The 16,910-nt window shown below is 48.2% G+C and carries 19 protein-coding genes and 1 pseudogene; 3 read left to right on the top strand and 17 right to left on the bottom strand.

Features of this window, described 5'->3' with window-relative positions:
* Positions 1 to 43 precede the first annotated feature (43 nt).
* The 3 genes from LKD23_RS06390 (at position 44) to LKD23_RS06380 (ending at position 1,704) form a co-directional block, all read left to right on the top strand.
* A complete protein-coding gene (locus tag LKD23_RS06390) occupies positions 44 to 436 on the top strand; it encodes a hypothetical protein (protein ID WP_227620943.1) in 393 nt (130 codons plus the stop codon).
* A 156-nt stretch (positions 437 to 592) separates the two neighbouring features.
* The gene (locus tag LKD23_RS06385; RefSeq protein ID WP_227620942.1) at positions 593 to 985 is read left to right on the top strand and encodes a hypothetical protein; all 393 of its coding nucleotides are present in this window, start codon (positions 593 to 595) and stop codon (positions 983 to 985) included.
* Positions 986 to 996: 11 nt separating this feature from the next.
* Entirely contained in the window at positions 997 to 1,704 is a 708-nt protein-coding gene (locus LKD23_RS06380; RefSeq protein ID WP_015536562.1) for a hypothetical protein, read from the top strand.
* Positions 1,705 to 2,151: 447 nt separating this feature from the next.
* Here LKD23_RS06380 and LKD23_RS06375 read toward each other — a convergent pair whose 3' ends face one another.
* The 17 genes and pseudogenes from LKD23_RS06375 to LKD23_RS06295 form a co-directional block, all read right to left on the bottom strand.
* Complete coding sequence (locus LKD23_RS06375) at positions 2,152 to 2,433, bottom strand: DUF6061 family protein (RefSeq protein WP_015536560.1); 282 nt, start codon at positions 2,431 to 2,433, stop codon at positions 2,152 to 2,154.
* 86 nt (positions 2,434 to 2,519) lie between these two features.
* Positions 2,520 to 2,840 (bottom strand): toprim domain-containing protein, encoded by a 321-nt coding sequence (locus LKD23_RS06370; RefSeq protein WP_349138471.1) that lies wholly within the window; start codon positions 2,838 to 2,840, stop codon positions 2,520 to 2,522.
* A 90-nt stretch (positions 2,841 to 2,930) separates the two neighbouring features.
* Positions 2,931 to 3,563, bottom strand: a complete 633-nt coding sequence (locus LKD23_RS06365) for a CD1107 family mobile element protein (protein ID WP_227620941.1) — start codon at positions 3,561 to 3,563, stop codon at positions 2,931 to 2,933.
* Complete coding sequence (locus LKD23_RS06360; RefSeq protein WP_097776613.1) at positions 3,556 to 3,837, bottom strand: DUF4315 family protein; 282 nt, start codon at positions 3,835 to 3,837, stop codon at positions 3,556 to 3,558. The genes LKD23_RS06365 and LKD23_RS06360 overlap by 8 nt, the downstream gene beginning before the upstream one ends.
* Before the next feature lie 19 nt (positions 3,838 to 3,856).
* Entirely contained in the window at positions 3,857 to 5,878 is a 2,022-nt protein-coding gene (locus LKD23_RS06355) for a C40 family peptidase (RefSeq protein ID WP_227620940.1), read from the bottom strand.
* Positions 5,879 to 5,906: 28 nt separating this feature from the next.
* A complete protein-coding gene (locus LKD23_RS06350; RefSeq protein ID WP_227620939.1) occupies positions 5,907 to 6,227 on the bottom strand; it encodes a hypothetical protein in 321 nt (106 codons plus the stop codon).
* Positions 6,224 to 8,611 carry a VirB4-like conjugal transfer ATPase, CD1110 family gene (locus tag LKD23_RS06345; protein ID WP_255668149.1) on the bottom strand — a complete coding sequence of 796 codons (2,388 nt, stop codon included), beginning with the start codon at positions 8,609 to 8,611 and terminating at the stop codon, positions 6,224 to 6,226. Before LKD23_RS06345 ends, LKD23_RS06350 begins: the two co-directional genes overlap by 4 nt.
* A gap of 7 nt (positions 8,612 to 8,618) precedes the next feature.
* Positions 8,619 to 8,996, bottom strand: coding sequence for a PrgI family protein (locus tag LKD23_RS06340; RefSeq protein WP_097776609.1), 378 nt, complete (start codon positions 8,994 to 8,996; stop codon positions 8,619 to 8,621).
* A gap of 79 nt (positions 8,997 to 9,075) precedes the next feature.
* On the bottom strand, positions 9,076 to 9,912 hold the full coding sequence (locus LKD23_RS06335; protein WP_336308449.1) for a VirB6/TrbL-like conjugal transfer protein, CD1112 family: 837 nt from the start codon (positions 9,910 to 9,912) through the stop codon (positions 9,076 to 9,078).
* Positions 9,913 to 9,976: 64 nt separating this feature from the next.
* Positions 9,977 to 10,060: pseudogene (locus LKD23_RS06330) on the bottom strand (Maff2 family mobile element protein); the annotation flags it as partial.
* Between the two features lie 91 nt (positions 10,061 to 10,151).
* Positions 10,152 to 11,822, bottom strand: a complete 1,671-nt coding sequence (locus tag LKD23_RS06325) for a recombinase family protein (RefSeq protein ID WP_005335872.1) — start codon at positions 11,820 to 11,822, stop codon at positions 10,152 to 10,154.
* A complete protein-coding gene (locus LKD23_RS06320) occupies positions 11,823 to 12,020 on the bottom strand; it encodes a hypothetical protein (RefSeq protein WP_007047419.1) in 198 nt (65 codons plus the stop codon).
* Between the two features lie 241 nt (positions 12,021 to 12,261).
* A complete protein-coding gene (locus LKD23_RS06315) occupies positions 12,262 to 13,599 on the bottom strand; it encodes a virulence-associated E family protein (RefSeq protein ID WP_227620938.1) in 1,338 nt (445 codons plus the stop codon).
* Positions 13,568 to 14,212 (bottom strand): CHC2 zinc finger domain-containing protein, encoded by a 645-nt coding sequence (locus tag LKD23_RS06310; protein ID WP_002595104.1) that lies wholly within the window; start codon positions 14,210 to 14,212, stop codon positions 13,568 to 13,570. The genes LKD23_RS06315 and LKD23_RS06310 overlap by 32 nt, the downstream gene beginning before the upstream one ends.
* A 66-nt stretch (positions 14,213 to 14,278) precedes the next feature.
* Positions 14,279 to 15,859: a MobQ family relaxase gene (gene mobQ / locus LKD23_RS06305; RefSeq protein WP_227620982.1), complete on the bottom strand. Its 1,581-nt coding sequence runs from the start codon at positions 15,857 to 15,859 to the stop codon at positions 14,279 to 14,281.
* Between the two features lie 103 nt (positions 15,860 to 15,962).
* On the bottom strand, positions 15,963 to 16,379 hold the full coding sequence (locus LKD23_RS06300) for a hypothetical protein (RefSeq protein WP_002595106.1): 417 nt from the start codon (positions 16,377 to 16,379) through the stop codon (positions 15,963 to 15,965).
* Between the two features lie 2 nt (positions 16,380 to 16,381).
* Positions 16,382 to 16,579, bottom strand: a complete 198-nt coding sequence (locus LKD23_RS06295; protein ID WP_002595107.1) for a helix-turn-helix transcriptional regulator — start codon at positions 16,577 to 16,579, stop codon at positions 16,382 to 16,384.
* Positions 16,580 to 16,910 lie beyond the last annotated feature (331 nt).

Here is a 16,910-nt window from a genome sequence, read left to right as displayed (position 1 = left end):
GATTATACAAAGGCTCTTGATGGGAGCAAAAAAACGGAGGTGTATGTCTATGTCGAAAAAGCGTTTGTTGTCCATTGTTGTTTCAGCGGTGATTCTCTTGAGCTTTGCCTGCACCGCAATGGCCGCTGAAAAGTCTGAACGGTATGTAGGCGATAGTACGGTCAACGGATCTATTTACCAAACATACTATCAGGTTGATGCCCAGACTCGAACTGGAGTAAAGAAAATCAGCGTTTCAGGCGTTCTCTATGAAAAGGGGACAATTGGAACATGGCAAAAAGTAAGTAGCTGCTCAAACAGCAGCACGACCTCAACCTGCATGGTGAGCAGTAGCTTTAACACTAAGCCCGGAAAATCTTATAGGCTTGAGTATTCTGCGACCTTTAGCTATTCCGATGGACGGAGCGAAACCATTACCGGAAGTACCAGTAGATAAGTGGAGTTTGTTATATATTTCAGCAAGTTAGAAAGGTGTGAGGTAATTATAAAGGCGAGACCAACGCGAGTTATCCGATACCTAGCTATAGTCGCACTGTGCTTGCTTTTGGGCTTTATGCTTGGAAGAAAAAGCAAATATGAAAAACGAGATTATTTGAAACAATTCAAAATTGGAAAAGCAACATACTCTGAATCGTTGATATATGAGGCTTATGGCGGATTGCAAAATGATGGGATAATGTTAGCGGTATACTACGATGTGGATGCAGCCAAAATTATTCATCAACTCGATTCATGGGAGAAAATTAATGATTCTCCAACCATATCTTCTATATTAAAAAATGTGTCGTCATATTTTGGATTAGATTTTGTGATTCCTGAAATTGCAAGTGGAAATTTTTTTCTTTATGATAATAGTCAGCATAAGGAACTACGCTCGGAAGCCGAAATGAATACATTGCTTTTACATTCTGGAGATGTGAATTTTAGTCTCGTTGTCTGGGATGATGAGAAGCACACAATTTATATAGTAGAGTACAGAATTTAAGGAGGTTCGTTATGAAGAGGTTCGTATCATTAATTCTTTCAGTGTGTTTTTTGTTTTCGATAAATACTGTGTCTTATGCTGCTAACATAAGCAGCCGTAAAGCTAGCAATCCTGTTATTCAAAGCATGAATGATAAGTATCATGTTGATTTTTCGGGAATGTCGATAGATGAATTAAATAAGTTTATCGATAAGATGAAAGATGAAGATCAAACACGTGCATCTGGAAATTTGTTAAATAATACACAGCTTGCATGGTTGGCAGCTGCGCAAATTGCACGGGATAAGGGATATGAATGTGCGGCTCTTATGGTTGAATTCTCTGTATATAATATTGACTATTCTGAGAGTGTGACGGATTCTTCGACGCCATTGCTTGACAAGTTAAACACGACAACAGTTTTTAATAATTATAAAAACAAAGTACTTAATAGTGGCTTGAAAGATTTTAGTGGAGGAAGTTGGTCTTTTACAATTCAAAAGTCTGATAATGCAGATTTATTCTATGCATTGCATAGGGTAAGCACCTCTGGAACAGGCTTCATGATTGGTAATTCTATAATGTATTACTTGATTACCGTTCATGACACATTTGATTTTGCATATGACAACAACTATGACGACTTGTTTACTACTACAGTGAACAATTGGGCTTGGTTGTGCCAGCAGACGCATGTGTTGAATCCCATAGAGATAAATCTTAGCACGGCTATTGGATAAAAAATCAGTGGTATTTATTTTTTTGCGAAAGTAAAAGTTGAAATCTAAAATAAGGATGGCTCTAACGTATGAAAAATTTTACGGAGGTGTTTCCAATGCAGAGCAACTGATGTATAAGAAATCTTGTGTATTTAGAATTTTCTCAATAATCAAGCCCCCAAAATGGCAAACTTGAAATCATCGAGAGATACATAAAATATAGGGTTAAATCGACTTTCGTGTCGAAAAAACAAGTGCTAGAAATAGCAAAATCCATTGAATTTTAGAATGACATTTATAAGAAACCAGTAGATTTGCCTGATATTTGTGATTTCTTTGACCGTTGGGCCATTGATTTTGCACTACATTGATTTTGCACTACTATGAGCAAAGGAAAAACTTAAAATAAGCAAACAACCCGCCATTTGCAGCGACTGCAAGTAGCGGGTTGTTTGGCCTATTTAGAGGTTAGTCTTTCAGTTTGCCATGGTCACAGCCAAGTGAGAGATAATGCTCAATCTCACCACTCAGCACAAGCTGGACGCACTCCAAGGGCTTGTTGTATAGTAGCCAATCAAGTTCAGCTCGCTGTGCCGGGGTATTGCCGTATTCGTCCTCGATGGCAAGGCAGTCAATGGCAATGGCAGAGCCATCAGCGAACTGGGCTTCCGCTCGGTTGGTGTCCATATTATAGTGCCAAGAACGTGCTTTTTGAGAACTATTCTGGTCAAAAATTCGATTTTGTTTCATTTGAATGCCCTCTTTGATGCTTTTATGATTTAGTTTTTTGACGAGATGAGGTCTCTTTTTTCTTTCTCTTGAGTCACCCAACCGCACTATCCTGCATCACAGGCATTTACCACATAGTCAAAATCTTTATTTCGGAGCAGCTTACGCAGGACATGGAACTGCGTTTTCTTATCCTCCGAAATCAGCAGTTTCCATTCTTCCGGGAGAATGGGAAGGTCATCAAACCGCCACACCTTATAGCGTTCATCGTAGTGTTCCGGGGAAGCGTACTCTGCCAGGTGTCCCAGACACCAGCTCACCACACAATCCCCACCCTCCAGATACCCGTCCTCATGTTTGTATGCACCGATCACTTTGGAAATCGAACGCGCCACACTCGGTTTCTCTGTTATCACAAGATATTTCATACGCCCTCCTGCTGTTTTGAAAAAAGCAGGGACAGTCCTGAATCAGACCATCCCTGCACCACTATGTCATACGGTTCAACCATTTCTTATTCATTCAGAATCTTCCGATTCTTCGTCCTCGTTCTTTGTCGGCAGAGCTTCATATTCCAGATTTTCTTTCGACACTTCCGGCTCACTCTGCTTCGGCTTATAAATGTAGAAATAGAAGAACGCGCCTGCACCGCCCACACCCAGAACAAATACGATTGCCAGAATCTTGGTCAGCTTTCCATCGTCCTGTTCCGGCTCTTCGATCTCAATATCCGGTTCCGGCTCAGGTTTGGTTTCTGGCAACACGACTACCGGCTTCTCCTCTTCCTTGCCGTTGCGTTCCTCATCGGTCAGGAACTCCTGCAAATCGTACTCGTCGATCATGGAAAGCATATACACATTCTCGCTGTTCCTTGCCCGGTCAATCACCAGAAAAAAGGTGTTGCCACCCTTGGTCTTGACCGTGAAGAACTCCTTACTGGAATCATCCGTGATGTTATCTTCCACCTCGCCATTGCCCGCAATGGTGAACGGAATCTTCTCTTCCTCGGTGGGTTCCTCTTCCTCAATGACCTGTGCAGGCTCTTCTTTGACTTCCGGCTCCACATAGGCAAATGCCGGAGTGGAAAAGCCTACCGCCATCAGCAGGGTCAGCACTGCACTGGGAATCACAATACCCAGCTTTTTAAGCATCTTTCGCAATCACATCCTCCATTTCTGCTTCTTCCGAAGTCTTATTCTCGTTATTCACAGTTGTCTGGAACGTCACATTCCCCGCCTGGATATTTTCCAGCAGTGCCAACAGGTCACGTCCGCCCAGCTTTGTGCTGCGGATAGCCCGAACGATCTCATTGTCCTCTTCCTTTTTCTGTGCAGCCCGGACATTTCTCAGGTACTCTTCCAGTTCCGCGATCTTGCTTTCGGTTTTCTCTGCATCATTCAAAAACTTCTTCAGCTTTTTGCTCATCTAGCTTCTCTCCTTTCCTCTACTTGATTCTGCCAAAACCAAGGAAGTGGTTCTGCCAGTAGGTCGAATTGATGCTGGTATAAGAAATCGGGTCGCCGCAGTGAATCATCATGCCGTTGCCAACATAGATGCCAACGTGCGACGCGCCGACGGTATTATAGGTTTTTTCAAAGAAGATCAAGTCACCCGGCTGTGCATTTGCAGGAGAAACGTAGCTGCACTTGCCGCGCAGTCCGTTTGCTGTCGTGCGTCCGACATTCCAGCCATTGCCGCAGTTATTGATGACCCAGCAGACAAAGCCAGAGCAATCAAAACTGGTGCTGGGCGAACTTCCGCCCCACACATACGGCATACCCAGATACTTTTCGGCTTCTGCAATCATCCTTGCAAACTTTTCATCCGACAGGGCTTCTTCTGGAATATCATATCGGAAACCACCGCCGGAACTACCGCCTGTTCCACCCGAACCGCCAGAGCCAATGCTTCCTGTTGTGCCGCCGCTGTATGTAGGTGAGCCTGCACCAAACAGTTCCGGGCGATTGCCATAGGTCAGATTGTAGGCATCATACCGCCCAGTCTGCTTCCGATCCATGTTCTTTCTGGCAATGGTGTCAAAGCCCTTATTTTTCAGTAGGACGTTGAGGATTTTGTACTCATACTCCACTTCTTCCTGATAGGTATAGGTTTCCATGCTGACGTTTCCAAAAGCTTCAATCGTTGGCCGAATCCCTACTCTGGTTTCCATGCGTGTGCGAATCTCTATCGTTTCCCAGACTTTCAGGAGATACTGCTGCTCAAACAGCGACTTGATAACGGTTTTCACCTGTCCTCTGGTGAACTGCTCATATACGGCAGTCAGATGAGAGATCAGCTGATAAGGGTCATGCCCAATTTCGTCCAACTGGTAACGGTATTCGTCATAGCCGGGATGTGTGGACTCCATCTGCCGTATCTGCTCATCCAGCTTCTTTTCCAGTTCCAGATAATCTTCTTCTGCACCTTTCATGTCAGCATCCTTACTAGGATACGTCGTTCCGATAAAGGTGCTGCCCGTTCCCTGGATCGCTGCGGAACAGCTTGAAAATGCGCCCATAATCAGCATGAGCATCAGTGCTGCGATGCCAAGTCCCGCCCACAGGGTCTTGTTCTGCACAACGATTTCCTGCACCGCCGCTTTTGCTTTTTCGGCAAGCGTGTTCGCCGCCGTTGCCGCCTGCTTGCTGGCAGCGTTTCCAGCTTTCCGACCTCGCTTGGCTGCTGCATAGGCATCCTTATACTGCTTTTTCTGATAGAATTTTGAACCGACTGTCTTTGTTGCTTCACCTCCTGCGGCAGTCGGTGGTGGCAGGTGCGGTTTCTTTTTCAGTGACGTTTCTGCCACTTCTTCGGCCATGCCGCCCTCACTCTCCGAAAATTTCAAACGGTTGGATTTTTTCTCAACCTCGACTTTCTTCTCAGCTCTGGCAGATTTTTCTCTGGTCTTTTTCCTGCCTTTAGAGAAGCGGCACAAGCCTTCCAGCGTTTCTTCGCTCTTGTGTGCCGACTCCACGCCGGAGTTTTCCTTTTCGACCTGATGCACCTTGTTATGGGCAAAACCAGTGGCGGTATCCACTCCTTTCTTCGCCACCTTCTTAATGCCCAGCCCTGCGCCCCGGACGATGCCGCCCTGCTGCTCATCATCAAACGATAAGCGGCCCTTTTTCTTCGGCGCAGGCTCTGCATCTTCGTCCACTGGCGAAGCATCTTTTTCTTTCGCTTTGCCATCCTCCTGATGGGCTTTATAATATTCTGTACTCTGCTTGGCGGTGCTGCGCCGGGGCTTTTCCTCCTCTCCATCCTCGGCATCCATGCACACATCTTCTTCCACAACAGGGGTTTCTTCTGCACTTTCCGCAGCGTCTTTTTCCGAATCTTCCTGCTTCGGTGGTTCTTCTTCAACTGCGGACTTGGTTTCCCCGGTGCGGAGATTCTCTTCCACCAGACCGTCTTTGGTCATTTTCTGGACGATTTTATCTCTGCCCCGGAATCGCTTGTCTGCCATCGGATTCACCTCCCGTCCGGCAGGAAACTCATGCAATCAGGACTGCATGAGTCTCCCATTTATCGAGAATCCGCTCCAGCTCCCTGGCAAAAGCGATCAGCCGGGAATTGACCTCTGTGCGGTCGATGTAGCCCCGTTCTTCCATGTGGAATCCGTGGGTCAGTTCATCTGCCAGTGCGCCGACTGCGTAAAAGTCCTCCAGCACCGTATGCACCACCGATTCCTCATCGTGGAAATTCAGCATTTCCACTTCCTGATAAGGCAGGCTGGAATCGCCATCGTATTTTGCTGCCTCAGCACGGTCATGCAGCTTCAGGATCATCTGGCTCAGTTTTTTCTCGTTCATCATGCGTCTTTCTTCTCCCTGTATTTTGCAATTTCATTCGGTTTCGTGGTCATAAGGCCATAGAGTTTCAACGAAGTATCGAACTTATCCTTGAACGGAATAATGATATTGCCGTAGAACAGCAGCCCCTCGCCCTCGTTGCTGTTCGTCACATAGGAAAGCTGGAATGGCGAAATGTTGAGCTGCTTTGCAAGAATCTGCCTATCACCGGATGCCTGATTCAGCATATAGATGAAATCGCTGTTCTCAAAGATGTTCTCGATCTCCCGGCTGGCAAGCAGATCTTTGATGTTCTGCGTGATGCCCGTAGGGATGCCGCCCCATTTTCGGAAACGCTTCCAGATTTCAACACTGTATGCGGCAGTCTGCTCTTCCTTTAAGAGCAAGTGGAACTCATCAATGTAGTATCGTGTATTTTTCTTTGCATTGCGGTTGATGGTAACACGATTCCACACCTGATCCTGCACGATGAGCATACCCAGCTTTTTGAGCTGCTTGCCCAATTCTTTGATGTCAAAGCAGATAAGGCGGTTATCCAGTTCCACATTCGTCTGGTGGTTGAACACCCGCAGCGAACCATTGACGTAGATTTCCAATGCCGTGGCGATACGCTGCGCCTGCCGTTCTTTCTGCTCCCGCAGGCAGTCATATAAATCACCGAGAATCGGCATATTTTCCGGCTTCGGGTCATTCAGATATTTCTGATAGACCAGCGGCAGGCATCGGTCAATGACAGATTTTTCTTCCGGCTCCATGCCATCCCGTGCGCCCATGATAAGTTCGCACAGGGAAAGGATGAAATCCGATTTCATGCCAAGCGGGTTATCATCGTCCGCGTAGTTCAGGTTAATGTCCATCGGATTGATGTAGTCCCGGCTGGTGGATGAGATATGAATGACCTGCCCGCCCAGGGCTTCGACCAGCGGATAATACTCGCCTTCCGGGTCTGCGATGATAATATCGTCCGTTGTCGTGAAGAACACGTTTGTCATTTCACGCTTTGCGCTAAACGACTTACCACTGCCCGGTGTTCCAAGAATCAGACCGTTCGGGTTTTTGAGCTGTTTTCGGTCTGCCATAATCATGTTGTTGGACACTGCATTCAGACCGTAGTAGAGGGAATCGCCCTCCATGAAAAGTTCCTGTGTGGTGAACGGCACGAAGATGGCGGTGGAAGTTGTAGTCAATGCCCGCTTGATGGGAACCAGATTATTGGCCAGCGGCAGACTGCTCATAAGCCCCTGCTCCTGCATATAGTCCAGTCGATTCAATGTGCAGTTGAACTTCTGAGCGATACCAGCCGTCTGAAACACTGCACTATCCAGCTCCTGTTTGGTTTTCGCAGCATTGAGGAACAGCACCGTAATAAGGAACATACGCTCATTGCGGCTCTGCAAATCATCCAGAATCTTCTTGGCTTCACCACCATAAGTTGCAAGGTCACTCGGAATAATTTCCATATCATAGCCGGAACGCACCGCCTTTTTCTGTTCCTCGATCTTCATGCGGTCAAGGTCTGTGATCTTGCCCTTGATGAGTTTGATTGCCTTGAGCTGGTCTACCGACTGCACATGGATGCTGACCACCAGATTCTTGTCCATGTCCAGAAACTCTGCCAGAACCTTATCCGTCAGTTCCGGGGCAAGGATGTTCAGATAGGATACTGCGCCGATAGTATCTCCCATCTGGAAGTCCTTGCCGCTCTTGAACAGAAAACTGGTCGGAGCAATGAAGTCCTTGGTAGTCATGCCGCTTTGCAGGATGCGGTCATAGCTGAACTCAAACTTCCGTTCTTCCTCCTGATGGAACATCTCGTACATGATCTGTAAGCGTTCCACACCATTCAGCGGATATGCTTTTACGCCCAGCACCTTGAAATTGTTGAGAATATCGGTTTCGATACGCTCCAGCCGGGGCTTTGCTTCTTTCACGCTTTTGGCTTCAATGCTGAACGTGATGTACTTCGTCCGAACCAGACCGTTGTTGCCCTTGGCAAGCTGCTGTTTCAACATCTGCGCATATTCCATGCGTACATCATCGAACTGGTCATGCTGCGGCTCAATCTGAATGACCTTGTTGTATTCGCTCATATCACTTTTGTGGTTAATGAACGAAAGCTGAAAGCGGATGCTGGAATCAAAGTAGTTGAGGAAGTCACACCAGCTTTCAAAAATGGTGTTCTTATCTTCGTTTTGCGCGAGCTGATAGTTGATGTCATAGAAGCGGACGGTTTTGGAATACAGATGTTCCTCCACCCGGCAGATGCCGTCCCGTCCCATTTCCAGATACGGAATCGACCGTTGCACGGTCAAGTGATGCTCTTTCTTCTTTTTTGCTTCTGCCTTTACAGACGGCTTGAAGAATTTCTGGAAGATGCCGCCGAACAGCGGCTTCTTATCCTTTTCTTTTCCCAATAATGCCTCCCTTCTTCACTTTTGGTGTTACAGGTTTCTCCGGCTCATATTCGTACAGATTTTCGATCTCGTAGCGGCGAACCGCCGGACGTTTGAAACGGACATTGATGAAGTTCGTCAGGATGGTTTCAAGGTGCATCCCGTTTTTCTCGAACAGCGCAAAGAAAAATTCCGGGAGCATCAGCAGCACCATGCCCGCCGCCGCGTTGCTTGTGCCAAGTGTTCCCCGTGTGAGAAAGTAGAACGGAACACCGATGGATGCCGCAAAGCCCATACAGATGAGCTGCCGCTTTGTCAGGTTGAGAAAGACCTTGTTTTTGACTTTGGACAGGTCTTTCGGGATCGTTACATAAGCCATTCTTCACCATGACAGCCAGACACGCCGCCGGGATACGGCTTTTGTCTGCTGTCTTTCCTTTCCTCGGATTTTCCCGGTTTTAGTGACTGCCGAAGATCTGTTTGGACAGACTTCCCGTTTTCATCAGGCTGAAGCACAGAATCACGGTATACGCTGCAACGCCGATCAGTGCGGAGTGCATATTGCTGGAAATCCGCACCGAAGAAATCAGTGCTGCGTAAATCGCCACACAGACCATCATCAGAAATGCCTGAAATGCAAGGGCGAACAGTCCTCTGAAATAGTTGGTTCCTACATGACCCCATTCACGGTTGCTCATCGTTGCGAACGGGATCGGGGCAAGCGATGTATAGAGATAAATCTCTATCATGCGCCCATAGACAATGACAGTTATCACCACCGACATAATTTTCATGCAGAAGCTGACAAGGAAGGTTTCAAGAGCCAGCACTACCAGTTCACCGATCTCCATGGTTGCCATCGCCGCCTGCATCTGCATGGACAGCGAACTAACATCAATGGCAGTCTCGCCGTTGATGATACCGGAAGCCGAATTAACTACCGATTGTCCAACGTCAAAGACTGCCATTGTAATTGTGAACGTATTGCTGACCAGATAGATTGCGACCCATGCCTTGACAAAATACTTGAAGAACATCCATGTATCTACATCATGCAGGTTGTTTCGCTCGGTCAGCATCGAGATCAGCTCATAGCAGAGTACCAGAGTGATGATGATTCCGGCAATCGGAACTACCACCGACTCTGATAAGTTCTGAATCATACTGAAAACGCTGCTGTTCCAGTTTTGTGGAGTGCGTCCAACCTGAGCCGCGATCTCACTTGTCTTTTCATTGACATCCGTGAACATCGTACTCATGTTGGACTCCACCATTCCTGTCAGAAGTTCCCGCATCCATTTTTCGATGGCTGCAAAGATATTATCGAACAATGGCGGGAGTACCTCCTATCGCGGGTGCTTAGCCGAACAGACCAGAGAGCAGAGGGATCAGCTGCGTACCGATGAGAATGACGCCGCCACCGCTCATGAGCTGTTTTATCCCCAATTAGGTGTAAAACTCTGCTCGATGGCGGGCGGCGGCGTACAAAAAATCTATATGGTATTTTTTAAGAGAACCGTCCCGGCGGGACAGGTCAGGCAGTGACCTGTTCCACCTCCGGGATGGGTTTGAGATTAAAATGAATTTCGATAGAAATGTGTCTTGTTTTATCTTCGTCAATGCGCTCATGCACGACGATTTCTTTGATTAAGCGGTTGAGGGTGGCTGCGTCCAGCTCTGTGATGTTGGCGTATTCCTGAATGGCTTCCACCCATTGTTTTGCGTCATTGGCAAGCTGGACTTCATCGGACAGCCGCTTTCTGCCCTCGGACACTTTTGTTTTAAGCTCCGTCTGCTCGGTCTGTGTCTTTTCCAGCATGGTGTTGAAATTCTGCTCACTGATACGCCCTGCAATCATATCCTCATAAAGCCGCATGACCATTTTGTCCAGAACCTCAATCCGTTCCTCGTCCCTTGTAAGGGAGCGTTCCATTGCTTCCCGCTGTTCCCGCTGCTCGGCTTCACAGGTATTGGTCAGGCGGTCAGCAACCGCTTCCCCGTCCATCAGGGCAGCTCTGGCACATTCCCGGATTTTCCGCAGCACATGGCTGTAAAGGGTGTCATAGTCAATCCGGTGCTGGGTGCAGTGGTTCTTTCCAAAGGCATTGTAGGTCTTGCAGGAGTAAATCCGCTGGGGATGTTTTGCGTTTGTGTAGCGTATCGTCAGCGACTTCCCACACTCGCCGCATTTTATCAGTCCGGCAAACAGGCTGATTTCATTGGTCTGCCCCGGACGCTGGCGGGATTTCAGCTTGTTCTGCACAATATCAAAGCTCATGCGGTCAATCAGCGGTTCGTGCTGTCCCTCAACCACAACCCAGTCCTCCGGTTTCTTTTCCCCAATCGTGCCGATTTTGAAGCGGTAGTCTTTTTTCTGGGAAGCAATCGCCCCGGTGTAGACGGGATTCATCAAAAGGTCTTTGATAACGGAGAAGTCCCACATATACCGCCCGTTTTCCGGGTCTTTCTTTTCCCATTTGGTGCGGGTATTGCGAAGCCCCCGTTCCCGGTTCCACCATGTGGGGCAGGGGATTTTTTCTTCCTCCAGCCGTCTGCGGATATAGTTCGGACCATGACCGTTTAGGGCATATCCGAAAATCAGCCGCACAATCGGGGCGGTTTCCTCGTCAATGAGCAGATGGTTTTTGTCCTCCGGGTCTTTCCGATACCCAAACGGGGCAAGACACCCGGTAAACTGTCCTTTCTGCGCTTTCAGAAGATAAGAGGAATGGACTTTCTTGGAAATATCCTTGCTGTACATCTCGTTCAGGATATTCTTGAACGGGGCAATGTCGTTGTTATCCCGTAAGGTGTCGATACCGTCATTCATGGCGATATAGCGCACCCCGTTTCTTGGGAAAAAGTCCTCAATCAAATGCCCGGTTTGCAGATAGTTACGCCCCAGTCGGCTGAGGTCTTTCGTGATAACAAGGTTGATTTGCCTGCGCTCAATGGATCTCAACATTCTCTGTAAATCAGGACGCTCCATATTAAGACCTGTGAAGCCATCGTCCTGATAGACTGCCACAACCTCCCATCCCTGCTTTTCGCAGTATTTTTCCAGCATATCACGCTGGTTTGCGATACTGGCACTTTCGCCTTGCAGGTCATCGTCCTTTGACAGTCTGCAATAGACCGCTGCACGATAGCCCCCGGCAAGTGCCGAACCGATTGTTCTGTATTCCATTTCGTTCATCATAGCCATTTACCCACACAATCCAGACGGTATCCGGCTCTTTTGAACCTCATCTTCATTATACTTCAATTCTTTCTTTTTAGCAAGATATTCTTTTGTATTTGACTTGCCGTATTTCTGGGAAATCAGGCTGACGAACACATCGGTGGCGTCCAGCTCCCCGTCAAATACAGTGGTCACATGAATCTCTGTTTTGTTTTTTGCCATAGGCAGTTATCCTCCATACATGAAAATAGCCAGACAGAGGGTGTCGGCAACGAAGTCCGGCAACGGGCTTCAAAAGACCTTGCAAACAATCTCAATCTGGCGGTGGTTACTATTTATACTTTTCTTTTATTTTTCTGTTGTTTTGGTTGTCATAGGGGAGAAAAGCCCGCAGTTATGGTTTTTTCCCCGGCAACCGGCTCGGCAACGGGATAGCAACGAAGTCGGCAACGGGCTGTCATTTTCAGAATGGAAGCTCCATCTGCTCCGTGACCTCCACAAAACCGTCCATAGATTTTTCGGGCGGGTTGTCGGTGTCCGTTGCCGGGATTTCACGCTCCCAGCCCTTTTGTCTGCCATATTCCGCAAACATTCTTGGATTGGAAAAGTAGTTCCACCCGGTAATGCACTGGTTCATTATCTCGTTGATTTCCCGGATTTCCCATTGCTTCGGCTCGTCAAAGGTGTGATTTAAGGCTTCCTTGTAGAGCTGCTTGGAACAGACCGTTTCCCCGGTGTACTTATCAAGGTAAGCCTGTATCATCCCGGCTTTGGTGTCCTCCGGCATAAAATCCCGCTGGTGTTCTTTGAGATACCGCTGCATGGCAGGGCTGAAAGCCAGCTTGTACCTGCCGCTTCGGTAAATCTCCATTGCTTCCGCCCACATCTGGCTGATATAGGCTCTGGAAGCGGCTTCGTCCTCCAAAATGTGAACCTCGGCTTGCTCCGGGTACACCATGACCGGGATAAATCGGCGGTTGCCGGAACGGTCAAGGGGGAGAAAGTCAAGGGCGTTGGAAGTACCGCCGAACACGCACTGACGGGGACGGTCTGCCGGGTGGGTTTCATAGGGTATCTTATAAACCTCTTTCTGTCGGCTTAGAAAAGACTTGATTTCCTCAATGCTCTTGGCATTGGCGGTTGCCATCATTTCCGACATTTCAATTATCCAGTGACCTTGCAGCTTGCGGTACACGTTATCATCGTCCAGCTTCCGCAAATCATCGGAAAACCACTCGTCCCGGACTGCCAGCAGACGGAAGAAGGTGGACTTGCCAGCCCCCTGACCGCCTACCAGACACAGCATGATTTCAAACTTGCTTCCGGGCTTAAATGCCCTTGTAATCGCCCCCAAAAGAAACAGCTTTAGAGCTTCATAGGTGTAATCGTCCACATCCGCCCCCAGAAAGTGCCGCAGACAGAAGCGGATGCGCTCCGTCCCGTCCCATGCAAGGCTGTTCAGAAAATCCCGGATGGGGTGGTACTTATTCTCATTCGCCACAATCCCGATGGCGGTTTCAATCTTTTTCTCACTGGTCAGCCCGTAGGTTTCCTCCAGATAGAGAAGCAGATACTTCATGTCTGTATCGGTCAGGGCTGTGCTTTCTCTGTGAAAACCGATGGGCTTTATGATGTCCTTTCGGTCGGTCAGGATGTTATAGGCGATTGCCCCGGCAAGCACCGGGTCACGCTGGAATACGGTCAGGCAGTTCCGTATGCTCTGGCGGACACCGCCTTTCTCGGTGGTTTCCAGAGTTGCCTTTACTTCCTCAACGCTCTGGGGCGGCTGCATGGCGTTCATGGTGTTTTTTAGTTCTTGCTGCGTCTGCGGCGGCAAGCTCTGCCATTCGCTGTTCAAGCTGTATCACATCCTTTCCATGTTCCGTAATCAGTGAAGCGATTTCCTCCGTATCCCCAAACAGCAGCACATCCAGCAGATATTCCACATGGGCTTGCTTCTGCAAGGCTTCCACGAACCGGGGATGAAACGCTTCCTCCGGGGAGTGCGGGGCATAGTCGGTTTTCCATACCCGTAAGAGGTGTAGATAATCGGCAAGGACACGGAAGCAATGTGCCTTTGCTTCCCGGAACTGTTCTTCCGGGGATTTCTGCCGGGGCTTGGGCTTCCTTGCCCTGCCCGGTGGCTTCCAGTCCTCATAGGCAAGCCCGAAGTCACTCGCCAACTGTGCGGCGGCTTCCTTTTTCCCCAGCCCGTACAGGGCAGCTACAAAATCAATCACATCCCCATCTGCACCACATCCGAAGCAGTGGAAACGCTTGTCCAGCTTCATGCTGGGGGTCTTATCGTTGTGGAACGGGCAGCAAGCCATCCCGTTTCTGTTTACCCGGATTCCGTAATGCTCCGCAGCCTGTCTTGTCGTAACGGACTGCTTCACAGCTTCAAATACATTCAAATCAATTCCTCCTTGTAAAAAAGAAAAGGCACTTATCATTCTCAATCTGAAAATGGCAAGTGCCTGTTAAAGTTCCATATCCTGTTGTTTGTGTTTCGTCTGCGCCGGGGCGTTTTTCTGTGCTCTCTTCTCGTCAGCCTTATCCTGCAAGACTTCTTTGAGGGGCTGCTTCTTGGGCGGCTCTTTGCTTTCCTCTGTGCCGGGTGTGGCTTTCCGTACCCAGTAGCGGATGTCCCACAGCTTCTTCAAATCTTCCTGCACCTCGGTCAACGGTACTTTCAAGTCTGCGATTTCGTCCACAAGCTTCGCCTGTTCCTGCAAAAGCTCCTTTTTCGTGCTGTCCTTATCGTCCGGGTGCTTGGCAAGGTAGGCACTGGCTTTCTCAAACCGGGCAACCTCCGGGTGTTCCAGCTTGAATTTTTCCTTAGTTTTCTTGAAAAATATCTTCTGGTATTTCTCATAAACGGGCTTACATTCCTTACAGTCCGTCCGGGCGGCAAGGATAGCGTCAATCACGTTGCTGCGGGTTTCCTTTGGCTTCATCTGCTTTCGGTAGTCGGCGGCAGATTTCCCGGACGTTTCTATAAAGTTTTCCAAATCCTCCACGGTGGAAAGTCCCTTTCTCTGGAGATAGGACAGGGCTTCGCTGACTGCCTTTAAGTCTTTGGAAGTCCCCCGGCTTTGTCCCGCCCGTGTCCAGCTGCTCCGTTCTGCCTTTCGTATCTCCATATACTTCATCAGCAGATTGGGAAGAAAGACCGCTTCCTCCGCAGCTTTTTGGGCAAGCAGTTCATTCCGCTTTTCGCTAAGCTCCGCAATCCAGCCTTTGAGATTTTTAATAAGCTGCCGGATGGACTTCATCAAACTATTGGCGGCTTTGATTTCTCGGTTCAGGTTGCCGATGTTCGTCTGAATCCCACGCTTTTCCATCTGCCGGACAGCAGCCCCTTCATGGACGGTAGGGATAATATCAAGCCCCTGTCTTTCGTAAGAACGGAGATCTACTCGTTCCGGGCGGTTGTTGGCTTCCAGATAGCGGTTTTGGATGACCTCCCATTCATGCCGCCAGATTTCGCCATATTTGCGGTCGTTCCAGTCAACCGTATCTTCCTTGTGGCTTTTCCACCTGCCGGACGGGAGCTTGATTCGTTCCCCGTTCTTATCAAGTTCATAGACCTTGCGGCTCTTGGGAAGCCATTTTCCATGTTCGTCCATTGCCCTCATAGTGAGCATGATATGGGCGTGGGGATTGTGTCCCGGCGGATGGGGGTCATGGATTGCAAAATCAGCAATCATGCCTTTGGAAACAAACTGCTGCTCACAAAACTCCCGTACAAGGGCGGCGTACTGGTCGGGCGGTATCTCTCTGGGAATGGAAAGCACCCACCGCCTTGCAAGCTGGGAGTTCCATTGCTTCTCAACAGCTTCGGCAGCGTTCCAGAGGGTGTTGCGGTCTGTGTACTCCAGGGGAGCGTTTGCCGGGAGCAGGATTTCATTGTGGACGATACCACGCTTTTCCGGGTAGTGTTTTACTTCCTGGTCATATTCACAGAACAGCTTTTCGCCGCTCTGGTAAGCAGCGGCGGCAACCGCAGACTGGCGGTGGCTGCGCTGCACAATAGAGATTTCGTTGTGTGGACAGGGCATTTTGTGTTCCTCCTTTCCGTTTTTGGACATAGAAAAAGCAGGATACCTTTTCAGATTTCCTGCTTGTTGTGCCGCTGGGGGCGGCGGGTATTTAGTAATACATTTACATAGTTTTGTGCAAGTACCAAAGTCGCACAATAAATACAATTTGTCCAATAGCATAAGCCCCAATAATAGTGAAACATGGGACTACTGTCATATATCCGGTGAAAATCAAAGCAAAAATAGAAACAGCAATCGTAACATTCATTACCTTGAAGCCACTTGCCATAGCAGCATTACTAAGCGAAATATTTCTCTCGTCATTTTCCTCTATTTCCATTTCTTTGGTTTTCTTAACGAACAAGTCGCACACACCAGATACAATCAGCAAAATTCCAATGAGAGATGTACCTACTACTATTAAGTCGGGACGTGGCACAGGTATTATTTCATGTACTCCCAAACCGTATGTTAGCAATCCTCCCAGTAGAATAATCATTCCTGTAACTGTCATTAAAATCAACAACCTTTTTTTCATAATCAATCCTCCTCGTAAATAAAAATTTCTTCAATACTCATGTTGAAATATCTGGCAATCTTAAATGCCAACTGAATAGATGGGTTATAGCGTCCGTTTTCCAAAGAGCCGATGGTCTGGCGTGATACTTCCAATGCATTTGCTAAATCTTCTTGCTTTATGCCTCGTTGCTTTCGTAATTCTTCCAGGCGATTTTTCATGTCATCCTCCTCTCTTATGGAAAGTTAACTTTCCATGCTTCCATTATATCACATAGTTCTTTTATGTCAAGTTAGCTTTCCATTTGCATTATATTTTATGAAACTTATCGGCTGGGAACAGCTTGCAACGCAAGGTGTCCCCAGATGGCAAGTCCACAAAAGGGTAGCTGGCGGCAGCCAGCGCAGGGGAAGCGTAGCGTCCCCTGTATGATTTGGAGCAGACCTTGACTGCGGAAAATCACAGCCCTCCGGCAAGGAGCCTTCGGAGAACGCAATGCACCAACCTCTGGGTGGTGTATAATTGCGCCCTTAGTAAACTAAGGGGTTTCCG

This window comes from Faecalibacterium butyricigenerans, from assembly GCF_020687345.1.
Lineage (GTDB): Bacteria > Bacillota > Clostridia > Oscillospirales > Ruminococcaceae > Faecalibacterium > Faecalibacterium butyricigenerans.
Note: the sequence above shows the minus strand (reverse complement) of the source record. Positions and strands in the feature narration are given on the sequence as shown.